Source organism: Eudoraea algarum (genome assembly GCF_050589645.1).
In the GTDB taxonomy this organism is placed as follows: domain Bacteria; phylum Bacteroidota; class Bacteroidia; order Flavobacteriales; family Flavobacteriaceae; genus JBNGOQ01.
This window is the reverse complement of the sequence record NZ_JBNGOQ010000002.1, coordinates 958903-977206: the sequence shown is the minus strand read 5'-3', so window position 1 is coordinate 977206 and position 18304 is coordinate 958903. Positions and strand designations below refer to the sequence as shown.

The following is an 18304-nucleotide window of genomic DNA, read 5'->3' as shown; positions in this document are numbered from 1 at the left end:
CATTCTTTATCCAACCCATCATCAATACTGCAGATCTTTTTTGTGCATCTATCTGATACTGATCTCATTGAAAGATGAAACAAAATTATGGGGGATATATTGTTCTTTATTATGTTTATAGGCGTTGTTATGAATGTTCAATCCATTATCTATTAACCCAATCGTTTTCCAACCCCGGGCATTGGGCGTTACAAAGTCTTTTCCCAGGTTATCTGCGATATAGTAATAAGTGCTTTTTTTAAATTCATCTTCTATTATTTTAAAGTTCGCGATACTTGGCTTTTCGGAGCCGACCTCCTCGGAGATAACAACCCTGTCGACTATTTTGGAAATTCCCAACGCCTTTATTTTTAACATTTGTGTTTTTTTTCTTCCATCCGTGACTATGGCGATAAATCCATTCTTGTCTCTAATTTGAGTTAGTTTTTCCATAACATCGGGAAATAGTTTTATGTCCGGTTCATGCTCCCGATACCTCATGATTAGATTTTTTTTATCCATATTGTATTTGGCAGCCAAGACTTCAAATACATCCTGTTTATCCCTATAAAGAGAAAACATTAACACGTAGAGTCTTTTCCACTGAACGGGTTCCAAGTACTTGGCTATATCGCGATAGGCAGATCTTAGAAAATCTATTTCATTATAAAGCGTATCGTCCAAGTCAAATACAATTACCGTATGTTCATCAACCTTTATATCCATGTACCAATACCTCATGATCATATCTCAGCATTAAAAGATCACTTTCCCAACAATCGAACTTATCATCGATTTCCGTATCGAAAAAATACTCTTCCATAATCCATTTTGGGAAGTTCGCACCTGCCAAATAGGACAGCGGATAACCTCCGCCAAAACGTGGATTTATTTCTATACCATAGATGTCCCCAGTATTCTTATGCTTGAAAAATTGCGAGGTCAGACAACCCACCGCACCTTCAATATGCCCTAAATGCTCTTTTATAAAAGTCACCAGCTCATTTCTTACCGTAAGGCCTTTATTCACCTCCCCATCCCTGACTTCAATTCTTTTCCTTGGAACGACACATTTTAAAAAGCCACTCCTGTTGTAATACAGATCGCATGTAAATTCTTCAAATTTTGCGTGATCAAGGTATTCCAAGAACATTAACTTGTCATTTTGGAAATGGTATTCCCTAAGATCCTTTTCGGTCTTAATGATATAAGTGTCAATGCTTCTACTCCCATCATAAGGTTTTATAAAAAGGGGTAATTTATATTTATCCTTGGTGTATTCCTTTGCTACCAAAATCCCTGCGGATGTAAAAAAATCATGGATTACCCTTTTATCTCTACATTGCCTAATAAACTGTGGCGTTGAAACCACCACTTTGATGCCGTTTTCTTCAAATAGTGATTTGTTCTTGGCAAGCAAGATCAACTCGGGATCTAGTGTGGGTACAATAAGTTTTATTTCATGCTTTAAGCAGTGTTCCAGTAGTAATTGGATATAATTTACCTTATCCAACAAGGGAACTTCGAAATAGTCATCGGCTACCTGACATGCTGCCGCAAGGAGCGGATTGGCATCGGATGCGATGACTTTTCCCTTTGGATCAATTTTTTTAAGTTCCTTTCGAAAAGCTTTCACCAAAGAAACTCTTCTTCCTGCGGATGTGATTAAAATGTTCATTTTGCTACTCGGTATAGTGTTCTATATATTTGCATAAAAGGCCTTATCAGGAGTTTGGAGTTAAATACAAAAACCAAAAAAGTATATTTTGTCCCAAAATAATCCTTTCCAATAAAATTACTTAGCGGATAAGCGCCTTTTTTACTAAAACCCTTTAGCATTTTTGGGATTTCCTTAAGCGAAATATCAGATTTCATTAAACGTACCAGCAAGAAAAACACAAACGATTGTTGCCGCGTTTTCAATCTGGTCACGCAATCTTCCCTTTTGCTATGTGATTCAGGTATTTTCTTTATGAGGCCATCAAAAAAATGAGCCGCATGTTCATTGTCATATATCACTTTGTTGTAATGTTCAGGAGTTTTGTTCCGCATAGCGGAAGTTGGCAAAATACGATATCGATGTGCGTCCAAAGCTACATGAGCTATACGTTTGGCTTTGCAAATCAATTCGGTGGTGAAAATCGCATCCTCCATCCATCTTCCCTCAATAAAACGAACTCCCGATGCCTGCATAAACTCTTTTTTTATAATGTACCACCAGACCTCATTCTGATAGTTGTGATGCGCGATATAGGAAATCCCATCAAAAATGTCGAGAGAATCCGGAATGGTATCCCCGGTCATACATTCCGTATGACTTTCATCGGTAACTGGCTTACTTTTGAACGTTAGAATGTCCAAATCATTGCGTGGGATTAAATTCAAAAGACGCCCCAGCACATTGGCTGACAAATAGTCGTCCGGGTCCAAAAAATAGACATATTCTCCCGTACTTCTGTCAAATCCGGAATTTCTAGCTGCCCCCACCCCCGCATTTGTTTTGTCTACAACATGGATATTGGCATGTTGTTCACTATACTGTTCTGCAAGTTTTAGGGTCTTGTCCGTAGACTCGTCGTTTACAATAATGACTTCGTATATATCCTCGCCTAAGTTTTGGACAAGCAGGCTTTCCAAACATACGGAGAGATAGCGCTCCATGTTATAGCAAGGTATTATGATGCTTAATTGTGTGTTCATTTTTTAGTCTCCTGTAAAAGTTTCCATAGTGGCACTGGTCTTTGACGAAATACCATCTTTTTTTACCACTTTGAGTACCGTAAGCCATAAAATTCTCAAGTCGGTCAGAAACGAGCAATTTTCAACATACCAAACATCATATTCAAATTTTTGCCTCCAGGAAATAGCGTTTCTGCCATTTACCTGTGCCCAGCCGGTTATACCTGGACGCATCAAATGTCTTTTTTTTTGTTCCTCACTGTATAATTGCAGGTAGGAGATTAACAAGGGCCTTGGTCCTATAAGGCTCATATCTCCTTTTAGTACGTTCAACAATTGAGGAATTTCGTCTAAAGAATTATTTCGGATAAAATGCCCGAATTTTGTTATACGCTCCACATCCGGCAATAATTTTCCATCTGAACCGGTCTGGTCATTCATCGATTTAAACTTAAGGATTGAGAATATTCGTTCTCCCTTTCCAGGGCGTTTTTGTATGAAAAATGGGCTTGTCTTTAGTTGGGCTATCAGAACCAACGCCACGAGCACAAAGATGGGTGAAAGCACGGCCAGCGCCACAATAGCGATAAAAACGTCCAAAAGTCTTTTAAAGAAAGATTTGTACATCCTAATGATTTTCAAGTTTTTTGTACTCTTTTAAGAGTTCTTCCCAAACGAATCGTTGCTCATATTTTGAAATCACCAATTTCCTTGCTTTTTTACCCATTGAAATAATTTCTTCTTTTTGCATCAACGCTACTTTTTTCATAGCTGTGTATAGGGCATCGACCTGTTTAGGGGGAATTATGAACCCATTTTGGCCTTCTGTAATAATTTCATTGCACCCATTTATGTTGGTTACAATACCTGGTAATTCCATGGAGCCCGCCTGCATAACCACATTGGGGAAGCCCTCTCTATAACTTGGAAACACTAGGGTATCGGACACTAAAAGATAGAGCCTTACATCTGCCTGCCAACCAACACCCAGAATACGATCATGGGTTTCAATCGTTTTTACCGTATCTGGAAGTAAAGGGTCAAGCTCAGATTCATAAGAGCCTACCAGTAAAAGTTTTACATAATCCATTTCCTCAGCCAACTTTACGAAGCTTTGAATAAGTTCGTTGATTCCTTTATCCTTAACCAACCTTCCAATAAAAACAAAAGTGAAATCTGTAGTGACAATTTCCAGTTCCTTTTTTAGTGCGACCACTTTTTCGGAGCCAAATAGATTAGGGGAAAAATATTGGGTGTTTATTCCATTTGAACTACCGTTCCCTATAACCTTTAACTTGGTCTTGTTGGTAAATCGGTTTTTTAAGATGATGTCTACCAGGCCATACGAATTTGGGTAAATCCTGGTCGCAGCACTATATGTAATCCTTTCCACTAAATTTAAAAGTCTTCTTTTGGGTCCTCTTTGCTCAACCAAGGGTAATCCGGCAATGGTATGCAATCTATTCGGGACACCCGCAAGTTTAGCGGCGACCATACCCAAGGTTCCTGCCTTTGGAGTGTGTGTGTGCACTATAAAAGGTTTCTCCTGTTTAAAAATTCTATATAGCCTAAACAAGGCCTTTATGTCCCTTAAAATCGTAATTTTCCGTGTCATTTCCACCCCTTCAACCCTAATGCCCTCATCACGTGAGACAGCCATCAAAGAGTTTACGTCTCCGCTGTCACTGGAAATTCCAATGACGCTGTAGTGTTGGGTCATAAACTTAAGTTGCCCTTTAAGTAGACCGCCCAAGGATTGGGGAACGGTGGTAAGTCTGATAAGTTTTTTCATCCAATATGGCGTAAAGGCCTAAATGTGTTAATGAGGGGGGGGAACCATAGCTAATTTAAAGAAACCAAAGATAGGAATGTTAAAGTAAGTTTGTAAGATTAATCGATTATATCATAAAAATTTCGATATTTTTTTCACTCACGAGATCCAAATGGAGTTCTAAAACGTAATTAGCTTAGTATTTCGTCGAAAAAAAGACGCATTTTATCGTAAACTAAAAAAAAATAAACATCTTTGTATTCACCCTATAAACCCCATGTTATGAACGTATTGGACCTACACAAACGTTTTTTTATCATTCTTTGTTCATTCTTTTTTCTTATTTCCTGCACGGCAGATGAGGATTTGTTCCTTGACGCGGTCCTAAATGATGGAAATGAAGTTGACAACCCAGCTGGCAATGATTCGCCTGAAGAGGAGGCACCAACGGAAGAAGAAATAATAGAATCCGATTCGGAAATCCTTGGTGACATCAGTGAAACTCCTTGTGATTTTAACTTGGATAGCGCGGAGGCCGGCTCTACGGTCGTTATCGACTGTAGGATGGATTTAAACGGACAAACAGTTAACCTACCCAACAATATTACTTTGGATTTTGATGGCGGGGAAATTATCAATGGAACTTTGAATTTTCAGAGCGGTACCATTGACGGGAGGCTTCTGAACCATAAACTACAAGTTACTGGAGATGCCTCATTGAAAAGCCCCACTTTCCAATTTTTTGCGTCCAGATGGAACATCGTTCAAGGGCCTACCAACTCAGATCAGGCGTTTGAAAACAGAAATATCTTGGAGAATCTTTTTGATATGGTATTGGATTTGAATGGCGATACGTTCAAGATGTACAAATTTGACGCTTATTTTGAAGTTACTAAGGTAACCAGTACGAGCAATCCAAATTTTTACGCCTCAGTAGAAGCAATCAACGTTCCTGGTAATTTTAGTTTGGAGATGAGCACTGACACTCATTTAAGGGTATTTCCCAACAGTCGTAAAACTTATGCCTTATTGGCAATAAGAGAGGTTGACAATGCTTCCGCAAGTGGAGGCACCCTACATGGAGACCGGGATCAACACGATTATTCGGACGGTGGAACCCATGAATGGGGGTATTTATTTTTTGTTCACGGTGCCACGAATTCAAGGGTTTCCAATATGAAAATGATAGATGCTACAGGTGATGGTATGAAAATTCAAGATGTCAATTTCCATTTTGACCCGGATCATATTGCCTCTGAGAATATCACGGTGACCGAATGTGTGTTTAACAATAACCGTAGGAACAACATGTCCATCACGGGAGGTAACAATTTGTTTATCGAGAACAATGAGTTTTTAAATGCAAGTGTTGATACTAATTTGTCTGAAGGCGTGGCTCCAGGCTTTGCCATTGATATTGAAGGTACACGTAAAAGAGAGGCCAATGGAGAACTTGTTTTCTATGAAAGGGCTGAGAATATCTTCATCAGGGATAACGTGGAAAAGAACAGTAGGGCAGGAGGATTTACCGTGGCTATTGGTTATGACGTTACCATAGAAAACAATACGGTCGAAACTGGAATCAGTTTTTCTTTGGCGCACGGCACTAGGATTATTGGGAATAGGGTCATTGCAGTGACTGATAAAATGAAGGAAATAGGCAACGGTATTAAAGCCGGTAGGGCAAATGTGGATGACGAGACCATTTACAACAATGAAATCTATGGAAATACAGTTGAAGGTTTTGGAACGGGTATCTATGTGACCAATAGGGATGTCATTGTTCGGGACAATACTACTGAAAATTGTAGGATAGGTATGAACCTGATCAAGTTGACAAATGGTACCATACAAAACAATACCATTCGAAGCACTAGGGAAGGTTCTCTGGGCGTTTCGGTAAGCTCAACATTGATGAACGGAGTATTGCTTAGTTCTAACGATATTCAAGTAGATAGGAACCCTTTTAAATTTTATCAGGTCAACACGGACCCGGCCTCTGCAAATTATGATTTCACGGTTAGCGACAATATACTCCGGTCTGCAAACCCTACACTCTTTTTGGAATCATACGGGATACAGTTTCATGATAATGATCTGGACCATGGAATAGAGCTTTTCAACTCTGAGAACATCGCTCTTTCCGGAAACACGTTAAACGCCCCAAGTGATCACGGTTTTCATCTTCGAGAAGTCAATTCAGCTATTGCGATTTCTGGAAATACCATTAACGTTAGTGGTAATAAGGAATGCATAAAAATAGAGAGTACTACAAATAGCAATGAGGTTACCGTTAGTAATAACAACTGTCAGGAATAGCGAACACTAATAATTAAGTATAAATTGAATACAACAAAAAGAGAGCGGGCTACCCGCTCTCTTTTTGTTGTATAGAGACCCATTAGTGCCAATATAGCCCAGCTAGGCCCACACGCCGTGTAAAGCTACTGAAACAGGGTCAAGATTCTTGTAAAGGGAAAATAATTTAAGGGCAATAACACAAAAACGAATAGATAGAACCATGAAAAATTGGTAAGCCCATGGTTTTTATCAAGGGATTGAATAAAGCCCAAACTGGTCAGAATAATGGCAAATCCCGTAACGGTCGCGATCGGATAAGTGGTCAAAATAAAAATGACCAAAAAGATATTTCGATATTTTGACAGCAGCGTTTTTCTGGGTAGGCAAAAACTTAGGGCAATCATACCTTCAATCAGAATAGTCCAATACGAAATAATTATTCCGAAACCACTAATTTCCTTAGCTCCATTAAGGACAAAGAAATCAGATGGGTTGCTGGTTCTGACAAGCTGCGTTAAATGGTCTTCATTTTCCTTAAGTAACGCAAGATCTACTTCCCCGAAAAGGGAGGTGAAGCCAAAAAATCTTGGGTCGGAAGTATTGGTAAATTCAAAGAAAGCGCCGTTTAAGAATTCCGGTGCCAAAAACTTACCTATGGTCGCAAAAAGAAAGCAAAGCCCAATAATGTATCTTGCTTGGGTTTGCAGAAAGGACAAGGGATGAATCTGCTTTTTGAGAAACATGGCCAAGGTCACCGCAAGGATTACATAGGCAAATATATGCTTATGATTAGGTACGTACCCCACTAGATCTAAAACCAAATAAAAAGTACATCCCAAAAAACTGAGAAGCACCCAGAAGTATGGGTTTTCTCGCACACTTTTGAAAAGAATCCCTGGAATGACAATTACCGGAATGAAAATGGACAGATATCCATTGTCATACATAAATATTAAAAAGATAAGCAGTAACATTTGCAAAACAAGGGACAATCTATGATCTGCATCCTTGATCTCGATTGTTTGATCTAACTTGGACTTTATTTCTTTTAAATAATTTGTAATCATGACTTGAAATTATTTATTGGCTTCGTTCAACAATTGTAAATCTACCCGCTTGGAGTCGCGTTGAAATGTCACCGAATACACCTGAAAATTGGTAATGGCATCTTTGTTTAGAGCTACATCGCACGGAGCAACTTCATTCCCCAAGTATATTTTGTCAGAGGCTTTGTCATAGCACCAACGGTAATTATCGCCTATTGTATTCAGAATTTCATTAATTCGTTCATCGTTTGGAAGAATCCGGGCCGCCACATCTTCGTCCTCCAATTCGGGAATATTCCTCAGGTTCACAAAATAGGTCTTGTTATTATAATCAACGTTAAAACCAGAAACGCGATAGAGCATTTTATCGATTTTGCCAAACATGCGCATTCCTCCACCCATCCAGCTATCCATATGGTCGGTTTCCACAAGAACGAGGTTTCTTGCAAAGAAGAAGAGCATCAGTCCAGGCAAAAGGTAGTTCAAAAGTGAGTGTTTTTTTATCATATTATTAGGTTTTGGACGTTATAAAAATTGTTTTTTTTCTTCTGGTGAAGGTAATCTACAGGTTTCCCTCTTACCAAAAAATCGATATCTGTTTCTTGAGAGAAAATCATACACCCAATTTCGGACAATAGGAGGGAAGGCAAACCCAATGAACGAGATTGCCCTATACGGCCAGGTCAATTCCTTAAGAATCCGTAAAATTGCGGTTGACCGCTTATACAGCTTACCATCGTGATAATAATAAATGGTAGAAAAATGTTCTCCGATTACGATATTCTCCTCCTTAAGTATTCGCCGCGCAACATCTTGCTGTAAAGAGGCGTAGTGGAGCTTCATTTTTTTGTCTCTTCGTATCACAAAATCAACAAACCCATTGCACAGATTACAAACCCCATCAAAGAAAATAATGTTCTTTTTGGTATGTTCCAATAAATCGGTCTGCGGATTAGAATTCATCTTGGAATGGATGTTAGATTAAAAAAATATTTTAAGTCTTTTGTTGGCATATACCAGGGCTGTTCCCAAAATCATTGAAAAAAACAGGATAAGTATATAACTTCCGGTACTTTCAAAATCGGGAAATGTGTTTTTGATCAAAAATAAGGTCAAGGGGTGTATAAAATATATCGCGGCAGATAATTTTGAGATAAAATCATCTTTCACCTCAACCGTTTTTGATTTCTTCTCTAAAAACATAATCAAAATTGGACATAACAAAATCAATGATATATAAAAATCAAATCCGCGTCTTCCTATTAAAAAATAGTGTAGTATGGTCTCTGAAAATAGCAAGGTAAACAGGAAAAGCAAAAAGGGGATACTTATAAGTTTTTGTTTAATACGGGCTACAAAGGACTCTTTGGAAATTAGATAACCAATAGCTATAAAGGGAAGCCCCATGAAAAGAAAATTTCTGGATGGGTAGCTAGATCTGATAATGGAGCCTAGAAGCCCTTCCTCATTTGGGTAGAACAACTCCAGTTGTTGAATGCCCCATCCTATACCAAACAGAAAAATTGCGATCCGAAGTAGTTTTTTATCACCAACCCCTTTTGTTTTCAAATAATAAAGGCAACTTGCGCCTCCAATCAAACCTACGATATACCATAAATGCCAGAAACCAAATAAAATTGAAGAAACATTAGTAAGAATTGATTTGGTAAGGTCTTCTGTGTAATGAAACAGATAAAAAGGGGCATAAATGAGCATCCAAACTACATAAAAAGTAAAAACTTTTTTCAAATACTTTCTAAACGAAGCCCTATTGCTAAGGACTTTTCCAATATATAGGCCGTTTAAAACAAAAAAACAAGGAACAGCAATTCGTGCCAGTCCATTTGTTATGAGGTTGGAAAAAAAACGAAAATCAGTGAATATGGGATTGTGAATGATTACCACCAAAAAACTAAGTATCAATTTGGTAAAGTCTAGGGTAATATTTCTTTTCATCCGATTACTATTTTAAGGAGATGTCATGACGGTCATAAAGGGATCGATAGAGATCAATGTGCCTTTGAACCATTAATTTGCAGTCATATGACTCAGCTTTTTGCTTACATTTTTTTACCGTATTTCTAAAGTAATCCTTATCATGAATTAAACGAAATAGTTTCTGTCTAAGTACAATTTCATCGCCAGGAGGGAACAAAATCCCATCTTCCCCTATTATTTCTGATAAACCGGGCACATTGGAACCAAGGCAGGCATTGCCCGCTGCCATCCCCTCAACCATGGCCAAACCAAAACCTTCATAATGAGAGGAAAGCACGCTAATATCCGAAGTTTTTAATAGTCTTGGTACGTCTGTTCTATGACCTAAAAAATGAACTCTGTCTTCTAGCCCCAATGAAAGGACCAATTTTATGGCATCTTCCCGCAGGGGGCCATCGCCCACCAGTTGTAAATGTACCCTTTTTGGGAGTTGAACCATTGCCCTGATCAGGGTTGTCTGATCCTTCTGAGCGGTAAAACTTGAAACTTGAATAATCGTTTTAGTGTCTTTTTCCAACCCCAAATCTTTTTTTTCGTAGGGTATGGCCTTCTTAAAGATGTTCAAATCAATACCATTGTTGATTTGAACGATGTTTTTGAATTTTGAACCTAGGTGATTTTCTAAATTTATACGTACGGCCTCCGAAATTGCTATTATTTTCGAATACCTACGATATATGAACCGATCCAAATACTTAAAAATCAATAATTTCCTTCTTCTATTCTCCGTATTATGTTCGGTTAAAACAAGACATGTCCTTTTTCGAAACAGGAAACTAGAAAGTGAGGCCCAATAAATTGCAGGAAACAAGTGTACATGCACAATGTCATAGTTCTGAATGTATTTAAGCAATTTAATAATGTAGAGCGGGTTATATAAACCGTTTATCTTCTTTATGGACAAAATGTTAACTCCCTGCACTTTTGAAAGTTGCAGCATAAAAGGTGTTTCTTTTTCTTTTAGTACCAGCACATCGGCGTTAAGACCTTTGGATACATAAACAGGAAGGGTATCTACCAGCAGCTTTTCAGCACCACCGAACTCGAGCGAATTAATGATATGCAAAATTTTCATCTACTCTTTCTTAGCAATTGGGGACGTTTCCCTGGCTTTATAATTAACATATAAATAAAGTAGTAAACCCAAAGGAAATACCAATAGGGTCATTAGCGGTTTTGGTGATTTTGATAGCATTCTCCAATCTTTTAAAAAAAGACTGTGTGAAACATAGTGGATCGCATTCTTCAATCGGACTTTAAAAAAACGACTTTTCTTCATGTTTACAATACGCGCATAGCGAAATCCTTTGGGATGTCTTTTGTATTGTTTGATAATATTTCTGGATGACCCATCAGCCATGTATTCTACTATGCAAAGAACCTTATTGAGGCAAAGCAGCGAATAATCCTTGTCTATAAGCAAATATAGGGTTCCCAATGGTACAAAGCGCTCATCTTCGAAAATCGGATACCTACTGTGTTGCTTGACCACCTCGGTACGATATACAATTTTTTTGTCTCCGTGTATTTTATGAATGTGATAGAGATCCTCTAGGGTGGCGCTAAGAAGGTGATTGGGAAATTCCCTGCCGATTATCTTTCCATCCTTATACGCATCCAACCCTATTAAGCCTGCTATTTTGGCATTCTTTTCAGAAGTTGTCCAAAAAAGTAAAATGTTGTCAACAGCATCCGGTGGCATAAAATCATCCGAATCAATACATACGTTCAACTCTGTGTGTATTAAATCATAGGCGGTATTGTGGGCTCCATGCATTCCCTGATTAGCCTGATAGTGATATTTAATGGCAATTTTATCCTCGTCTATCCAATTTTTCACAACCTCGGCGGTATTATCTACAGACCCATCATCTATTATTAACCAAATAAAATCTTGATTGGTTTGTTTTACCAAACTTTCATAACATTGCCCCAAACAATAGGCACGATTGTATGTTGGAGTAAAAACGGTAAGTGTTTTCATCATTGTTGGAATTAGGGTTGGCTAACCATAATATACGTAGGTCATAAAATAGGTAAACGCAGCATAGCAAAAAATTACCCTACCTATTTTCAAATTTTGCCTTTGTATCGAAGACATCAAAAACGGGTAAATAATGACCACTGCCATCATAAACCAGGACAGGTACGCAAAACGATTGGAAAAATTGGCCCTAATGACTAAAATCCAAAAGGCGTTTGTAATTAAATAGGTGTTGTATAGATGGTAGTATGTTAAATCCTTAAACCCTTTTTTATAAATAAAATACCATCCGGTAACAACAGCTGACGCGCTGTAAATTAGAAAATCGAACCTAAAACCGGAATTCTCCTGGGAAGATAAATAGGCCCCTAATCTATCGTCCGCAAAGCCCAAAGCAGTGAATAAGGAGGTCCAGAAACCTCCAAGCACTATGGAAAGTGGTATCGCCACAAGCCAAAACTTAAGATAGCTTTTTGGGTCATTATAAAAAAGAGTTAACAAATAGGCTCCAATCGGAAGCAGGAGCGTTCTGTGGAACAGACTTGCCAGGATGAAAAACGCAAAGGTCCAAAGTTTCCGATCTTTAAATGAAATTGCCATTAGAAAAAGGGAAGTGGCCATTCCATTTCGGATACCATTAACACCATAGGTCCAGAAGGAAAGGGAAACTACCAATAACAAAAATGAATAGAACCAATACTTGTGGAAAAATGCCTTTGAAACCCTGTACATGGGATATAGATAAACCGTGGCACAGATAAGAAAAAAGCTGTGAACGCTCATAATTTGGGAGGAAAATTTCATAAAATAATGGAAGAATACATCTTTTTTTGAGATGACTTCTCCGCCGGTCCGGTAATGTTCAAAATGAGTTGCGTAAGTACGCATATCAACAAAGTATCTTCCGCTTACCGGCCTAAGTCCAATATAAAAAATTAGAAAGACGAGCATAAGAAAACCTATAACGTTGATGAACGAAATATTCCGTGGATCATTAATCTTCAATACAGCGGTATGCAGTAATGTAAAAAGAACAATGATCAACGTTCCATTCATAAATATGGGGTAGTAGTACTCTAAAGGAACAAAGTCGATCATCTTATCGCATTATTTACCATCGGTGCAAACATCTATTTTTTATGTTATTGTCGCATGTATTTTGAGGCAACTTTTACCAAGTTGAATTTACTTAGGAGTTCTGCCCTGTTTTGTTCGAGTTTTACCTTAAAGATATTACTTCGCAAAATGGAATACATGGCATCAGCAAAATCCCTTTCCCTTTGGAGAATTTCATCGGTTTCCGGTATCCCCAATTGCCCGTCAAAAAGATTCGGGGTAACAACGCCAGATTCGGTAACTATATTTTCTTGACTTTCATTGTGGTGCGTCAGGCTCATTAATTCCAAAATGCCATCTGTGCAATTGGAGGAAACTATAGGTGTACCTACAGCGATTGCCTCTACAATTACATTGGGTGTTCCTTCATAATGTGAGGAAAGTGCAAGTAATTTGGAACTCTTAATATATTTATACGGATTGCTCCGTCTTCCTATTAGGAAGACCTTTTTGTCCAAATCAAGTTTCGCAATGAGCAACTTTAGATGTTCCAAAACCCGACTATCTCCATCTCCCATCAATACTAAATTGACGTCTTTATGCGATTTTCTCAGAATGGAAAACGCTTTTACTAGGTGCCAAGGAGATTTTTGAAGGGACAATCTTCCTAGAAATAGGACGACTTCCTTTTCAAAAATCTCAAGTTCACTTTTATCTGTTATCGGTTCATTGCTCTGTGTAATAATATCTTCAATATTATGCGGATTGTATATTATTTCCATATTGTTGAACCTATAACCACAGTTTTTTCTAAGGTCTTCTTTTATGGCCTTGCTTATACAAACCAGTTTGTCCAAATGGCGGTAGGAGGTCCGGTACCCTATTCCGACAATTTTATTGAAGAGTGTTTTGTTTTTAAGTTCAACACTTTTCAAGGCATGTATGCTACCGACCTTAAATTCTTTTGTAAACGTTAGGGAACTAAAAAGATTGGCCATATCACCGAACGCTATGGAATGTGTGACATTGTGTTTTTTTATAATCTTTCGAAGCCTCAAAGGTGATTTAAAATAGAACATAATTCGTTCTAACCGTGACATGGACCCAAAGTCATAAGGTTTCAAAAAAAGCTCATCCTCCTCAAAATTGATTAAATCATTGTTCAACTTTATGAATTTGAGTACTTTAAGATTATTTCCCTGCGTTTTATAGTGCTTATAAAAATTATGGACCAGGCGTTCCATCCCGCCCACGCCACCATAGGGTACGATAAGCAAAATATTTTTAACAGTACTACTCATAATCCAAATCAAGGTCTTTCTTAGAATCTTCCAACACATATTTCCTAGCCTTTAGCATACTGGAAATTGAGTCACAGAGGTTTTCGGTAAATGGCACGCCGGCGAACTTATCTATATGAATGCCGTCATAGGTTTGAAAGCGGTTTTCCGAGGTGTTAAAGTTGATATAGCCCACATGGAGTTTTTTGGACAGTTTGTCCATGTCCTTATCAAAATTTTCCCAGTAGGCGTTTTCGATCTGCAATAAGTCGTTGTCAATCGGCATCCTAAGCATAAACACTTCCCCATGCTTGTTTAAATAATTGCACAACTCCTCCAAATGGGCCATTCTAACCGGAGATTTTTTCCATTTTTCGGAAAATCCACCATAAAGACTTACCTGGTTCTGTTTCCACTGCTGAAGCAATTTTTTGTCATCCGGAAGGTTAGTTTCCTCCAACCAACCATCTTTATGGGTCTTTGATGATTTTCGGATGATACCCCTAAAGTGGAAGTAATCCCAATTCTTATAAAGGTACTCATAGTTGGGACTTCTATTTACATATTTCATATTATGGGGAGGCATGTCTGCCTCGAAAAATACGCCCTCTTCTTCTTCATGCTGCCCGGTTCTATTAGAAAGAGTAAAGGGGTGTACCGAAATTATGAAAAGGCCATTTTTGGTGGTAGAATCCAGTTTTCGCTTTATACTTTCCGTATAAGGGCGTCCATAAGCAATTTGTTTTAGCGTAAAACTGTAGTTAAGGATAGGGCGTTCAACCTCGGTATTATTGAAGTACTGCTTAATCACTTCAGGTTGAATACCTTGTAAACTCCTAGAATCGCCCAGGATTAGGGAAGATGCTCTAGGAGAGGTGAATTTTTCATAAAAGTAATCCACATAACCGCCATATTTAACCAGTACCAGTGATAGTATGGCGACTACGATACTAAAAAAAACCAATGATTTTATAAGAAACTGTTTCATATTAAAACTGAAAATAAATAAAAGATTGAGATTGGGCCCCGAAAAACAAAATCAGGCAAAAAACGAAAACGTAGATGCTCCACCTTATAGGAGTTAGCTTTAAGTTGTTCATTTGCAATCCGTGTTTTTTATCACGTTGGAGCCATTCTACAAAAATCAACACTGTGATAAAGAGAAAAGGCTTCAGATCAACCGTTGGAAAGCTTAGCAAGGTTTTGCTAAAAATTGATTTGATGTACATAAGGGCACTTGTAAGACTATCGGCCCTGAAAAAGATCCAGGCCAAAATGGTCAATAGAAAGGTAGTACCAACTTGAATGATTTCTCTAACACCGATAAAGAAGTTTCCCTCTGCAACCATATTGGTATTTATTCTGTTTCTTTTAAGCAGTAATAAAGGTAAAAAGTACAGTGCATTCAAAAATCCCCATATAATAAAGGTCCAGTTGGCACCATGCCAAAAACCGCTTACTACAAAAATGATGAACGTATTCCTTATTTTCATTGCGTTGCCACCCCGGCTACCGCCTAAAGGAATATATACATAGTCCCTGAACCATGTGGACAGTGAAATATGCCAACGTCTCCAGAATTCGGCAATATCCCTTGAAAAATACGGAAAGGCGAAGTTTTGCATTAGGTTAAAGCCGAAAAGCCTTGCGGTGCCAATGGCAATGTCCGAATATCCGGAAAAATCCCCATAAATTTGAAAGGCAAAAAAGACAGCTGCAATCACCAAAGAACTGGAATTATATTCTGATTGATTGGCAAATACTTCATTTACTATGATAGCACAGTTATCTGCCACCACAATTTTTTTGAACAAGCCCCAAAGAATTTGCCGAAGTCCGTCAGTTGCGTTTTCATAGTTGAATTTTCTCTTTTTATAAAACTGCGGAAGCAGATTTGTAGCTCTTTCGATAGGCCCAGCCACTAACTGGGGAAAAAAACTTACAAAGGCAAAAAAGGCAATGATGTTTCTAGTGGGCTTTAGCTTTTCCCGATAGATATCAATGGTATAGCTCATTGTCTGAAAGGTGTAAAAACTGATTCCTACAGGAAGGATGATATCCAATGTAAGAGCATCCATTGTATATCCTACCTTGGCAAAGGCTTCTGCCAAGGACTGAGAAAAGAAATTAAAGTATTTAAAAATACCTAAAAAGCCTAAATTGACCAACATACTTGTGGTAAGCCAAAGACGTTTCCGCTTTCTTTTCGTTGCTTTTTCTAGGGCCAATCCGCAAAAATAGTCCACAAAGGAACTGAATATGATCAAGGAGAGGAATCGCCAATCCCACCATCCATAAAAAATATAACTAGCCAGTAGCAAAGTAAAATTTTGCACCTTCAAATTCTTATTGACAAAAAACCAATAGATGATAAAGACGATAGGTAAAAAAAGCAAATACTCGAATGAATTGAACAGCATTGGTCTTTAGATTAGTTATTTTTTGGCCGTTTGAATTTTCTCTTAAGTTTTCTGAACCCAAAAAGCAAAATCAGGTTATTCACCGCTTTTACTCCGATGACGCCCATTAACTTTCTCTTTATATTAGGAAGAACCGTTCTTTTTTTGGAAACCCAAGACATCGCAAAATGATGGATGCTATAGGTGTTTTCGGTTTTTTCAATCATTCCCGTTCCATGATTTTTTGCACAAAAGTAATCTTGCGGAAACATGTATACCTTTTTCTCTTCTTTAGCCGAATAGTCCAGGGTTTTAATTTCTGGGGATGTCAATTCCTCGAGAATATACGACTGTTTCACTTGCTGCATCATAATTCTGGGCAGTGTTGCTTGGTCCAAACTCCCATCTATTTTAATGAAGGCCCTATTGTCATAATGCTTCAAACACTCCGCAATCCATGGGGTGTTTTTTTCTGCACCGAACACACCGGCCTCAATAATACCCTGACCTTCGGAACCGAGAAAGTAGGGAAGATGTAACAGATCATTAAAACTTTTGAGCACCTCAATGTCTGTATCCAAATAGATTCCTCCATGATGATATACTGCATACAACCTAATATAGTCTGCCGCAAAGGCATACTTCTTGGTCTCGAACGCCTCTGACACCCAAACACTATCGTCCATATTGAAGCGATTCGTATCCCATAGAATGAACTCGTAGTCCGGTAAATACTTTTCCCAGCTTTCAATGCATCTCGCAATCAATTCTGGAAATGGATCTCCACTAAGCCAACAATAATGTATTTTTTTGGGTATCATATGATGCTCGCTTACTGATTAATGAAACTTCGACACCGCTCTTTAAGAGGCTCAGCCAGTTGATGGTGCAGTCCTAGGTTGGTGACCATAGTGTTCGCATTTATTTTGCCCTCCAAACCGAAGTTTGAAGTAAAACTGCCATCATCAGCGACGTCTATTCTATTGAAAAGCTCCGCAATACCGTCGAACCGACAGGTGTCAACAAAGGTATTGAAGGCATTGAGAAAGATAACCGGGGTGCCCATGGCTAGGCAAGGTAAGGCACAGTGTATACGTGACGTAATTACCAATTTGGCCTTCGCATATTTGTTTAGACATTCCTCGGCATAGGCAAACTTTTCCTCATCCGTCTCCTGCCCAACGGGTTTGATTTGAGTAATGTATTGGGCAGATTCCAAAAGTTCCTTGTCGACCACTTTGGCAAGTTGCTTCTCTATTTGGTTCAACTTAAAGAGATTACCGTTCAACACCGATTTCACAAAGTGTTTGGGGGTAAGGAAAACTTTTTCCCGGGTAGGGTAGTTGTAAAAGGGGTCAACAATATAAATGGCGTCGCCCCTTTCGGAGTCGTCTACCTTATAATTGTCCAGCGTAAGGGTCAAACATCCTGTAAAGTATGCATCAATACCCTTTTCTTGCAAAATTTGGGCCGTATACCTGTCCCTACAACCTATGGGTTCATGTGCCTTTAGGTAGGAGATTCCCTTATCATCGAGCATAAAGGGTGCTGCGGTAGAATTGACGTGAAACGAAACGAACAGGGGATCTATTTGATTGGCAGGTACCCAATTGCTGTGGTTATGAGTAAACCATCCGTTCATGATCAATCTAATCCCGTCCCCGGAATAATCCGCCAATTTTTCCCGGTTCATAAAGGTATCTACCCTAGGCAGGAACTGTCGGGCCGCCAAGCTTTGCACGTAATCGCCAACATTATATTTTTCTTTACCTTCTAGATAGGTAAGTATTCCGTATTTCATGGTTAGATGT

18 protein-coding genes are annotated in these 18304 nt (G+C 38.5%); 1 reads left to right on the top strand and 17 read right to left on the bottom strand.

Going from position 1 to position 18304, the window contains the following annotated elements; all coding sequences use genetic code 11:
* Positions 1 to 48: 48 nt before the first annotated feature.
* The 5 genes from ACRD67_RS10770 to ACRD67_RS10750 are packed head-to-tail and all read right to left on the bottom strand — an operon-like array spanning position 49 to position 4450.
* Entirely contained in the window at positions 49 to 720 is a 672-nt protein-coding gene (locus ACRD67_RS10770; protein WP_430967144.1) for an HAD family hydrolase, read from the bottom strand.
* Positions 689 to 1657, bottom strand: coding sequence for an ATP-grasp domain-containing protein (locus ACRD67_RS10765; protein ID WP_430967143.1), 969 nt, complete (start codon positions 1655 to 1657; stop codon positions 689 to 691). Before ACRD67_RS10765 ends, ACRD67_RS10770 begins: the two co-directional genes overlap by 32 nt.
* A complete protein-coding gene (locus tag ACRD67_RS10760; RefSeq protein ID WP_430967142.1) occupies positions 1654 to 2679 on the bottom strand; it encodes a glycosyltransferase in 1026 nt (341 codons plus the stop codon). Before ACRD67_RS10760 ends, ACRD67_RS10765 begins: the two co-directional genes overlap by 4 nt.
* Before the next feature lie 3 nt (positions 2680 to 2682).
* Positions 2683 to 3285, bottom strand: coding sequence for a sugar transferase (locus ACRD67_RS10755; protein WP_430967141.1), 603 nt, complete (start codon positions 3283 to 3285; stop codon positions 2683 to 2685).
* 1 nt (position 3286) lies between these two features.
* Positions 3287 to 4450, bottom strand: a complete 1164-nt coding sequence (locus ACRD67_RS10750; RefSeq protein WP_430967140.1) for a glycosyltransferase family 4 protein — start codon at positions 4448 to 4450, stop codon at positions 3287 to 3289.
* Between the two features lie 261 nt (positions 4451 to 4711).
* Here ACRD67_RS10750 and ACRD67_RS10745 point away from each other — a divergent pair, with 261 nt between their 5' ends.
* Entirely contained in the window at positions 4712 to 6748 is a 2037-nt protein-coding gene (locus tag ACRD67_RS10745; RefSeq protein ID WP_430967139.1) for a right-handed parallel beta-helix repeat-containing protein, read from the top strand.
* Between the two features lie 125 nt (positions 6749 to 6873).
* Here the strand turns inward: ACRD67_RS10745 and ACRD67_RS10740 are convergent, their stop codons facing one another.
* Genes ACRD67_RS10740 through ACRD67_RS10685 form a run of 12 tightly spaced genes read right to left on the bottom strand, consistent with a single transcriptional unit; the run spans position 6874 to position 18294 of the window.
* Complete coding sequence (locus ACRD67_RS10740; protein ID WP_430967138.1) at positions 6874 to 7797, bottom strand: hypothetical protein; 924 nt, start codon at positions 7795 to 7797, stop codon at positions 6874 to 6876.
* Positions 7798 to 7806: 9 nt separating this feature from the next.
* Complete coding sequence (locus tag ACRD67_RS10735) at positions 7807 to 8283, bottom strand: hypothetical protein (protein ID WP_430967137.1); 477 nt, start codon at positions 8281 to 8283, stop codon at positions 7807 to 7809.
* Between the two features lie 18 nt (positions 8284 to 8301).
* Positions 8302 to 8739 (bottom strand): thiol-disulfide oxidoreductase DCC family protein, encoded by a 438-nt coding sequence (locus ACRD67_RS10730; RefSeq protein ID WP_430967136.1) that lies wholly within the window; start codon positions 8737 to 8739, stop codon positions 8302 to 8304.
* Positions 8740 to 8757: 18 nt separating this feature from the next.
* Positions 8758 to 9732: an acyltransferase family protein gene (locus ACRD67_RS10725; protein ID WP_430967135.1), complete on the bottom strand. Its 975-nt coding sequence runs from the start codon at positions 9730 to 9732 to the stop codon at positions 8758 to 8760.
* Between the two features lie 7 nt (positions 9733 to 9739).
* Complete coding sequence (locus tag ACRD67_RS10720) at positions 9740 to 10849, bottom strand: glycosyltransferase (RefSeq protein ID WP_430967134.1); 1110 nt, start codon at positions 10847 to 10849, stop codon at positions 9740 to 9742.
* Entirely contained in the window at positions 10850 to 11761 is a 912-nt protein-coding gene (locus tag ACRD67_RS10715) for a glycosyltransferase family 2 protein (protein WP_430967133.1), read from the bottom strand.
* Between the two features lie 18 nt (positions 11762 to 11779).
* Positions 11780 to 12856 (bottom strand): EpsG family protein, encoded by a 1077-nt coding sequence (locus ACRD67_RS10710; RefSeq protein ID WP_430967132.1) that lies wholly within the window; start codon positions 12854 to 12856, stop codon positions 11780 to 11782.
* A gap of 44 nt (positions 12857 to 12900) precedes the next feature.
* Positions 12901 to 14115 (bottom strand): glycosyltransferase, encoded by a 1215-nt coding sequence (locus ACRD67_RS10705; protein ID WP_430967131.1) that lies wholly within the window; start codon positions 14113 to 14115, stop codon positions 12901 to 12903.
* On the bottom strand, positions 14108 to 15082 hold the full coding sequence (locus ACRD67_RS10700; RefSeq protein WP_430967130.1) for a hypothetical protein: 975 nt from the start codon (positions 15080 to 15082) through the stop codon (positions 14108 to 14110). Before ACRD67_RS10700 ends, ACRD67_RS10705 begins: the two co-directional genes overlap by 8 nt.
* A gap of 1 nt (position 15083) precedes the next feature.
* Complete coding sequence (locus ACRD67_RS10695; protein ID WP_430967129.1) at positions 15084 to 16514, bottom strand: MBOAT family O-acyltransferase; 1431 nt, start codon at positions 16512 to 16514, stop codon at positions 15084 to 15086.
* A gap of 11 nt (positions 16515 to 16525) precedes the next feature.
* The gene (locus tag ACRD67_RS10690) at positions 16526 to 17314 is read right to left on the bottom strand and encodes a glycosyltransferase family 32 protein (protein WP_430967128.1); all 789 of its coding nucleotides are present in this window, start codon (positions 17312 to 17314) and stop codon (positions 16526 to 16528) included.
* An 11-nt stretch (positions 17315 to 17325) separates the two neighbouring features.
* Complete coding sequence (locus ACRD67_RS10685; protein WP_430967127.1) at positions 17326 to 18294, bottom strand: polysaccharide pyruvyl transferase family protein; 969 nt, start codon at positions 18292 to 18294, stop codon at positions 17326 to 17328.
* Positions 18295 to 18304 lie beyond the last annotated feature (10 nt).

Bases quoted from the DNA above. Each gene is read 5' to 3' on its own strand.
- ACRD67_RS10770 (WP_430967144.1), bottom strand. From the start codon at position 720: ATGAGGTATTGGTACATGGATATAAAGGTTGATGAACATACGGTAATT.
- ACRD67_RS10765 (WP_430967143.1), bottom strand. From the start codon at position 1,657: ATGAACATTTTAATCACATCCGCAGGAAGAAGAGTTTCTTTGGTGAAA.
- ACRD67_RS10760 (WP_430967142.1), bottom strand. From the start codon at position 2,679: ATGAACACACAATTAAGCATCATAATACCTTGCTATAACATGGAGCGC.
- ACRD67_RS10755 (WP_430967141.1), bottom strand. From the start codon at position 3,285: ATGTACAAATCTTTCTTTAAAAGACTTTTGGACGTTTTTATCGCTATT.
- ACRD67_RS10750 (WP_430967140.1), bottom strand. From the start codon at position 4,450: ATGAAAAAACTTATCAGACTTACCACCGTTCCCCAATCCTTGGGCGGT.
- ACRD67_RS10745 (WP_430967139.1), top strand. From the start codon at position 4,712: ATGAACGTATTGGACCTACACAAACGTTTTTTTATCATTCTTTGTTCA.
- ACRD67_RS10740 (WP_430967138.1), bottom strand. From the start codon at position 7,797: ATGATTACAAATTATTTAAAAGAAATAAAGTCCAAGTTAGATCAAACA.
- ACRD67_RS10735 (WP_430967137.1), bottom strand. From the start codon at position 8,283: ATGATAAAAAAACACTCACTTTTGAACTACCTTTTGCCTGGACTGATG.
- ACRD67_RS10730 (WP_430967136.1), bottom strand. From the start codon at position 8,739: ATGAATTCTAATCCGCAGACCGATTTATTGGAACATACCAAAAAGAAC.
- ACRD67_RS10725 (WP_430967135.1), bottom strand. From the start codon at position 9,732: ATGAAAAGAAATATTACCCTAGACTTTACCAAATTGATACTTAGTTTT.
- ACRD67_RS10720 (WP_430967134.1), bottom strand. From the start codon at position 10,849: ATGAAAATTTTGCATATCATTAATTCGCTCGAGTTCGGTGGTGCTGAA.
- ACRD67_RS10715 (WP_430967133.1), bottom strand. From the start codon at position 11,761: ATGATGAAAACACTTACCGTTTTTACTCCAACATACAATCGTGCCTAT.
- ACRD67_RS10710 (WP_430967132.1), bottom strand. From the start codon at position 12,856: ATGATCGACTTTGTTCCTTTAGAGTACTACTACCCCATATTTATGAAT.
- ACRD67_RS10705 (WP_430967131.1), bottom strand. From the start codon at position 14,115: ATGAGTAGTACTGTTAAAAATATTTTGCTTATCGTACCCTATGGTGGC.
- ACRD67_RS10700 (WP_430967130.1), bottom strand. From the start codon at position 15,082: ATGAAACAGTTTCTTATAAAATCATTGGTTTTTTTTAGTATCGTAGTC.
- ACRD67_RS10695 (WP_430967129.1), bottom strand. From the start codon at position 16,514: ATGCTGTTCAATTCATTCGAGTATTTGCTTTTTTTACCTATCGTCTTT.
- ACRD67_RS10690 (WP_430967128.1), bottom strand. From the start codon at position 17,314: ATGATACCCAAAAAAATACATTATTGTTGGCTTAGTGGAGATCCATTT.
- ACRD67_RS10685 (WP_430967127.1), bottom strand. From the start codon at position 18,294: ATGAAATACGGAATACTTACCTATCTAGAAGGTAAAGAAAAATATAAT.